The organism is Paracoccus sp. FO-3 (genome assembly GCF_006386455.1).
Classification (GTDB): domain Bacteria; phylum Pseudomonadota; class Alphaproteobacteria; order Rhodobacterales; family Rhodobacteraceae; genus Paracoccus; species Paracoccus versutus.
Window position 1 is genome coordinate 1 of record NZ_VCBQ01000166.1, and the last position, 7,313, is coordinate 7,313.

Here is a 7,313-nt window from a genome sequence, read left to right on the forward strand (position 1 = left end):
CGGCCTGCCGCTGCCCGAGGATGCCGACCCGTCGCATCCGAAGGTGCAGGAGCTGCGCGATCTGTGCCTGTGGTCCGAAGGCCAGGTCTGGACCAGCCCGGAACGCCATGGGGCGATGACCGGGGTGATGAAGGCGCAGATCGACTGGATCCCGCTGTCGATGGGCGCGATCCGGCCAACGCAGGGCCGCACGCTGGCGGTGATGCAGGTCTCGGGCGGCTCGCAAAGCTTCAACGCGGTGAACCAGATGCGGGTGCTGGGCCGCTGGATGCGGATGCTGACGATCCCGAACCAGTCCTCGGTCGCCAGGGCGTATCAGGAGTTCGACGAGGCCGGGCGGATGCGGCCGTCGAGCTATTACGACCGCATCGTCGACGTGATGGAGGAACTGGTGAAGTTCACCCTGCTGACCCGCGACCTGTCGGCCTTCCTGACCGACCGCTACAGCGAGCGCAAGGAGACGGCCGCAAAGCTTGAGGAACGGCTGAACCTCAAGGCCGCGACATGAGGCTGGAGAAGCGCGATATCGGGGAGCGATCGCGAGATGCACCCGGATCGCGCCGTAAAGGGCGACCGAACCGGGTCTGAACCGGGCAACCGTCTTGACATTCCATCGTCGCCGTCGGAATTTTCCGGCATGGGGTCTTGCGACGCCCCACGAGGCGCCAGCCGAAGTTCGCGTTCCATTCCGACAACTCACTCAATGGAGGGAACGCAGATGCCTGCGCCTGACGCCATAACCTGCGACAAGCTCGCCAAGCTGATCGGCACCGCACGATGCCCCGTCGTCGTCGACGTGCGCCGGGCGGATGCGAGAGACGCCGAACCCCGTCTCATCCCCTCCGCCCGATGGCTGGCTGAGGATGAAATCACCCCTGCGGCGCTTTCGGAACTGGCCCGCAGCCTGGATCGTCCGGTGGTGGTCCTATGCGCCGAGGGACACGGGCGCAGTCAGGGCGTCGCCGCCTGGCTGCGCCATGAAGGGGTCGCAGCCGAGTATCTGGAGGGAGGCATGGCGGCATGGCTCGCCGCCGGCCTGCCACTCGTCACGACCACAAGGATCACCGGCCATGATCCGCAGGGCCGCAGCCTGTGGGTCACACGGGCGCGGCCCAAGATCGATCGCATCGCCTGCCCCTGGCTGATCCGGCGCTTCATCGATCCACGGGCGGTGTTTCTGTTCGTCGCCCCGGCCGAGGTGCCCGCAGTGGCCGAGCGGTTCGGCGCCATGCCCTTCGATGTCGAAGGCGTGTTCTGGAGCCATCGCGGCGAGGACTGCACCTTCGACGCGCTGCTGAAGGAAACCCGGTTGAGCATCCCGGCGCTCGACCGGCTGGCTTTGATCGTGCGCGGCGCGGATACCGCCCGCCTGGACCTCGCCCCCGAAGCGGCAGGTTTGCTTGCGGCGTCCCTGGGCCTGTCGCGGATGTATTCCGACGATCTGGAACAACTCGATGCCGGATTGCAGCTCTATGACGCTTTCTACCGTTGGGCGCGCGATGCCACGGACGAGATCCACAACTGGCCCGCCAACGCCAGGGGTACGGGCCGGGGCGCGACATGAAGCGGCGTGATGGATTTCCCACGCTGGGCCAGGCCACCGGGGTCTGGGCCAGGATCGCCGCGCTGAGTTTCGGCGGGCCGGCCGGCCAGATCGCGGTGATGCACCGGATACTGGTCGATGAGCGGAAATGGCTCGGGGATGCGCGATTCCTCCATGCCCTGAACTTCTGCATGCTGTTGCCCGGTCCCGAGGCGCAGCAGATGGCGACCTATATCGGCTGGCTGATGCACGGCGTGCGCGGCGCGCTGATCGCGGGGATGCTGTTCATCCTGCCGGGTTTCATCGCCATGATGGTGCTGAGCTGGGTCTACGCGCTCTATGGCGATGTGCCGGTTGTGACCGCGCTGTTCTTCGGGCTGAAGGCCGCGGTGCTGGCGATCGTGCTGCAAGCGGTGTTCCGCATCGGCGAACGCGCGCTGAAGAACAATGTCATGCTCGGCCTGGCCGCCGCGTCCTTCCTGGCCATCTTCCTGTTCGATGCACCCTTCCCGGTGATCGTGGCGCTGGCGGCGGCCATCGGCTGGATCGGGGCAAAGGCCGGGATTGCGGCCTTCCGGGGCGGCGGCGGACATGGCTCGACAGGTGGCGCATATGTCAGCGACGCCGACACAATCCTTGGCGAAGAACTTGACCTTCCGCCCTCGGCGCGCAGAAACGCCTTTCGCGCGGGATGGGTGGCGGTCGCGCTCTGGCTGTTGCCGGTGGCGCTGCTGGTCGCCCTGGTACCGGGCAGCGTCTTCACCGACATCGCGCTCTATTTCTCGAAACTCGCGGTGCTGACCTTCGGCGGGGCCTATGCCGTGCTGGCCTGGGTCGCGCAGGAGGCGGTCGGCAGCTATGGCTGGCTGCAGCCGGGTGAGATGCTCGACGGTCTCGGCATGGCCGAAACCATGCCGGGGCCGCTGATCAAGGTGCTGCAATTCGTTGGTTTCATGGGGGCAATGCGCGAGGCCGGATGGGCCATGCCGCTGCTGGCGGCAACGCTCGGGGGCATCCTGACGACATGGGTGACCTTCGCGCCCTGCTTCGCGTGGATTCTGCTCGGGGCACCGTTCATGGAAGGGCTGCGGGAAAACCGGGCGCTCGCGGCGGCGCTGGCTTCGGTCACCGCGGCGGTCGTGGGGGTGATCCTCAATCTCGCGATATGGTTCGCGATCCATGTGGCCTGGCGCGAAGTCGAGCCTTTCAATTGGGGGCCGGTCTCGACCAGCATTCCGGTGCTGGAAACACTGGATGGGTGGGCGATGGCCCTTTCGGCGCTGGCGATCCTCGCGGTGTTCCGTCTGAAGCTCGGCATCGGCCTCGTGCTTGGTGGTGCGGCACTGGCGGGCCTCGGCCTGCACCTGGCCGGGGCGATCTGACGGCGGATGGCGAGGCCGCTGCCCGAACCCCGAAGAAACCCGGCTATCCGCGATGCCAGGGCGGATGCGGGTCGCCCACGATCAGTTGATGGTGGTGCCTGCCCTGGCCCGCATCACATGGGGATGGTCGGGCGGCATGGTAACGGGCAACGTGACGCTCACCTTGCAGCTCGGTGGCGAGTACAGCCGGTTGACCACACCTGGGAATAGTGAACGGAACATCCGGGGCCGATCACTTGCGCCGGATCAGTTCCAACGGCAGCAATGGACTCTCGAGCAACATGCTGCGGGACAGCAAGTGGCAGGTTTGGCTGAGCCGGGCGATCTGCCCCCGGACAGGCAAGGTGCGGCCCATAGCGGTCGGTCAAGTGCTGTCCTTGCTGCGCGGCGGCATTCCCGGAAGCGGACACTCAACAGGTTCCGCAGCAAGTTCCCGGTCATCATGGTAGTGAACCGCTCCGGGTTTGCCGGAGGCTCCAACTCCTGAGTAGGATGGAGCATCATGAGCAAGACGACGAACAAGTTTTCCCCCGAAGTGCGCGAGCGTGCGGTGCGGCTGGTTCTCGACAATGAGGGTCAGCATGGATCGCGCTGGCAGGCAGTCATGTCGATTTCCGCGAAGATCGGCTGTGCGCCCCAGACCCTGAACGAGTGGGTGAAGAAGGCCGAGGTCGACAGCGGCAAGCGCGCGGGCATCCCGACCGACATGGCAGAGAAGATGAAGGCGCTGGAACGGGAGAACCGGGAGTTGCGCCAGGCCAACGAGATCCTGCGCAAGGCGAGCGCATATTTTGCGATGGCGGAGCTCGACCGCCGGTCGAAGTGATGGTCGGGTTCATTGACGATCATCGTGGTGAACATGGGGTCGAGCCGATCTGCAAGGTTCTGCCGATCGCCCCGTCCACCTACTACGATCACCTGGCGAAGCGGGCCGATCCGGCCCGGCTATCGGATCGTGCCCGGCGGGACGCTGCGCTGCGGCCCGAGATCGAGCGCGTGTTCGAGGCGAACTGGCGTGTCTACGGAGTGCGCAAGGTCTGGCGTCAGCTGGATCGGGAAGGCTTCGCGGTTGCCCGTTGCACCGTGGCCCGGCTGATGAAGGGCATGGGTATTCAAGGCATCATCCGGGGCAAGCCGCACAAGACGACCATCCCCGACAAGAAGGCCCCGTGCCCGCAGGACAAGGTGAACCGCCAGTTCCGCGTGCCCGCGCCGAACATGCTCTGGGTCAGCGATTTCACCTACGTCGCCACTTGGCGAGGGTTCGTCTATGTCGCCTTCGTCATCGACGCCTACGCCCGCCGGATCGTCGGCTGGCGGGCGAGCCAAACCGCACACGCAGGCTTCGTGCTCGATGCTCTCGAACAGGCCGTCCACGATCGCCGCCCAGTCAAGGGCGCGGGGCTCGTCCACCATTCCGACCGGGGGTCGCAATACCTGTCCATAAAATACACCGAGAGGCTGGGCGAGGCGGGGATCGAGCCCTCCGTGGGCAGCGTTGGCGACAGCTATGACAACGCTCTGGCGGAGACCATAAACGGTCTATTCAAGGCCGAGGTCATTCATCGGTGCGGGCCGTGGCGCAACTTCGAGGCCGTCGAATATGCCACCCTCGAATGGGTCGATTGGTTCAACAACCGCCGCCTCCTCGAGCCGATCGGGAACATCCCGCCGGCAGAAGCAGAGGCAAACTTCTACGCGGCTCTGGAAATTGAAGACATGGCCGCGTAACTAACCGAAATCAGCCTCCGGCAAACCCGGTGCGGTTCATAGTGATACGGAACTTTCTGCTGATCGCCGCGGTAGAGGCTAGTGTCTGCTTTGGACTGATACTGTTGAGAAACCCTGTTGCCGGGCGCCCTTCAGGCTGGTTCACTTCTGATAAGCATGGGGTTAAGGTTTTTGTACGCGAAGGGCGTGAGGCGGAGCAAAGCCCACGAAGCTGATCTGGTTTGTCGGCGCAGCGAAATGCCGGTTCGGCTTTTTCCATCGAAATCATTTTCGTCGCGGGTATGATCGGCGCATCAAAAGAGACTCGGAGACATCTACCTTGATCGCGGATATGAGGGCTAAGTGTATGCGCGTCCGGCGCTATGGGGTTGTCGCGCAATGACTTCGCTGCGTCCCAATCTGGTCAAACGCATAGATCGCCTGCCCAAGCCATCGAATGTCGCGGCGGCCATGCAGCCCCTTTTCGAGGCGATCAGCAACTCGATCCACTCAGTGCAGGCCAAGTTCGGCCATAACGTAACGTCCAAGGGGCGCATCGTCGTCACGGTCAGCACTGATCGCAAGAAGGAGAACGTTTGGGCTACGGTCGAGGACAACGGCGTCGGCCTCGATGAGCGGAATTGGGAGTCGTTTACCACTACCGACAGCGACAACAAGATTCTGATCGGCGGCAAGGGTGTTGGACGGCTACTTTGGCTCGATTGCTTTCGGCAAACCCAGGTTATGAGCGTCTTCGATGACGAAGACGGCGTGCGCAAAGAGCGGCGCTTCGCGTTCGTGTTGGCCAACGAGGACCAGATCCAGAACCACGTCATCGAGGCCGCGGCCCCCGGCCGCGAAACTTCGTTCCACGTCAAGTTTACCGGGCTACGCGACAACGCTTACTTCAACAAGTTCCCCGGTCGCGACAGTTTCGTCTTCCAGCACCTGACCTCTCATTTTCTGCCGACCTTCATCAGCGGCCGGTGTCCCCAGGTCACGGTGCTGGTCGGCGACGAAACCCGTCACTTTCCCGCTGACATCGACAAAATCGTCCATCGCAAGCAGACGGCTCTGAGGCTTGAGACCGAAGCATACGGTACGCTCTTCCTTACCCTGATGGAATGCGACAAGGTCGCCAGCGCCGACCTGAAGGGCTCGCACTTCGTGCACTTCATCGCTCACGACCGCACGGTCCACTCCCAGAGCATCGATGGCAAGCTGGGGCTTAAGTATTTTGGCGAGAACAACGATCGTGTTTTCCATGCCATCCTGACCGGTGAATTTCTGGATCAAAACGTCAACCAGGAGCGGACAGCGTTCATGTTCGAAGACGCCGTGCTTGAGCGAATCATCAACGACGTCTGCACCGATCATATCGAGGCGTTCCTCGCCGAGCCGTTGTCCAAGCTAAGTGGTGAGCAGCGCATCAAGATCGAGGAGATCACCGAGACCTACCCTTCGGTGGCGTTCGGTAACACCGCCGAACTACAATCTAAGCTGCCTTCTGGCGAACTAAATGGCGACGCGATCTACGGCCATCTCTCGCGCGAGCGTTTCCGTCGCGATCAGCGCCAAGCCGAAAAGATCCGTACGGTCTTGACCCGACTCAAGGACGGCGCGGCCGACGTGTCATCGTTCTCGGGGGCGATCGCCGAAGCGGGCAAGGCGCTGGAGGATTCCGAACAGCGCAGTCTTGCTGAGTATGTCGTGCGTCGCAAGGTGGTGCTGGATTTCATCGAAATCCTTTTGGAGAAGGTTCGCGACGATACGCGCGACAGTGCCTACCAGCGCGAAGATGTCCTGCACTCCTTCATCTGCCCGTTGCGCGTCAACACCCTGGAGGATGGCAGCCGCAAGGTCGAGGCCGCCGCATCGCACGACCTCTGGATCGTCGATGAGCGACTGACGTTCGCGCAGTACTTCAGCTCCGACGAGGAGTTCTCGGTCTTGTCGGACGCGATTGAAAGTGACGAGCGGCCCGATGTCCTGATCTTCGATCATGTCCACGGCTTGCGCCAAGTCGAAGAGCCCTCGAAGGTCTTACTAGTCGAGTTTAAGCGGCCTGGGCGCTCGAGTTACGCCGACAATGAAAATCCCGCCTTACAGGTTGAGCGCTATGTGCGGCGGTTGCAGGCTGGTAATATGCGGGACGTCAAAGGGCGACCCATCAAACTCGACCAGAACACGATATTCTACTGCTTCATTGTCGCTGATATCGTCGGCAAGCTCGATGAGTGGACCTTCTCGTGGCAGCGAACGGCCGATGGACGAGGGCGCATTTATCTGCCCCGCGACGGTTTCCGCGGCTCCATCGAGTTGATTGGCTGGGACTCCCTGCTCAGCGACGCCCGTGGGCGAAACCAAGCCTTCTTCGACTGTGCTGGGATTTCTGGCAAGAGCTTCTTCAGCCCGGAGTAGATCGGCCATCGCCGGACGTATTGGCAGGTCAAGTCGACGGCTCTTTACGGCCGGATAGGCTGCGGCGCGCTGCTAAGCAGCACTCCCGGAAACGGCCGTTGGGATACAACGCGACAAACTTCCTGCCCCAATAGGCGGCCGCCGGCATTCACTGTCAGTTCGCAACCAGCGCGAAGGCCACGCGATGCCCAGCAGCTTTGGATTGCGCCGCACCGGTGTCATGGTTGAACGTAACCGGCCGATTGTTACCGCGGCGA

At 63.0% G+C, this 7,313-nt stretch carries 5 protein-coding genes and 1 other annotated feature; all 5 genes read left to right on the forward strand.

All coding sequences use genetic code 11. The features are described 5' to 3' along the window. The coding region (gene arsH, locus FE811_RS25155) for an arsenical resistance protein ArsH (protein ID WP_140849234.1) at positions 1-508 on the forward strand (508 nt) is incomplete at its 5' end. Positions 509-718: 210 nt separating this feature from the next. Next, entirely contained in the window at positions 719-1,564 is an 846-nt protein-coding gene (locus FE811_RS25160; protein WP_024844638.1) for a sulfurtransferase/chromate resistance protein, read from the forward strand. Then, positions 1,561-2,925 (forward strand): chromate efflux transporter, encoded by a 1,365-nt coding sequence (gene chrA, locus FE811_RS25165; protein ID WP_072464431.1) that lies wholly within the window; start codon positions 1,561-1,563, stop codon positions 2,923-2,925. The genes FE811_RS25160 and chrA overlap by 4 nt, the downstream gene beginning before the upstream one ends. A 502-nt stretch (positions 2,926-3,427) precedes the next feature. Further along, positions 3,428-4,656, forward strand: a protein-coding gene (locus FE811_RS25170) for an IS3 family transposase (RefSeq protein ID WP_122003605.1) whose coding sequence is annotated in 2 segments (ribosomal slippage) — positions 3,428-3,716 and positions 3,716-4,656 — 1,230 coding nt in all. Because the reading frame shifts where the segments join, the coding sequence is not laid out codon by codon here. Continuing rightward, positions 3,709-3,825: a sequence feature (AL1L pseudoknot), on the forward strand. It overlaps the preceding gene by 117 nt. A gap of 378 nt (positions 4,657-5,034) precedes the next feature. After that, complete coding sequence (locus tag FE811_RS25175; protein WP_181180969.1) at positions 5,035-7,056, forward strand: ATP-binding protein; 2,022 nt, start codon at positions 5,035-5,037, stop codon at positions 7,054-7,056. Positions 7,057-7,313: the final 257 nt, after the last annotated feature.

Excerpts from the sequence above, each read along its gene's own strand:
- FE811_RS25160 (WP_024844638.1), top strand. The coding sequence starts at position 719 with ATGCCTGCGCCTGACGCCATAACCTGCGACAAGCTCGCCAAGCTGATC.
- chrA (WP_072464431.1), top strand. The coding sequence starts at position 1,561 with ATGAAGCGGCGTGATGGATTTCCCACGCTGGGCCAGGCCACCGGGGTC.
- FE811_RS25175 (WP_181180969.1), top strand. The coding sequence starts at position 5,035 with ATGACTTCGCTGCGTCCCAATCTGGTCAAACGCATAGATCGCCTGCCC.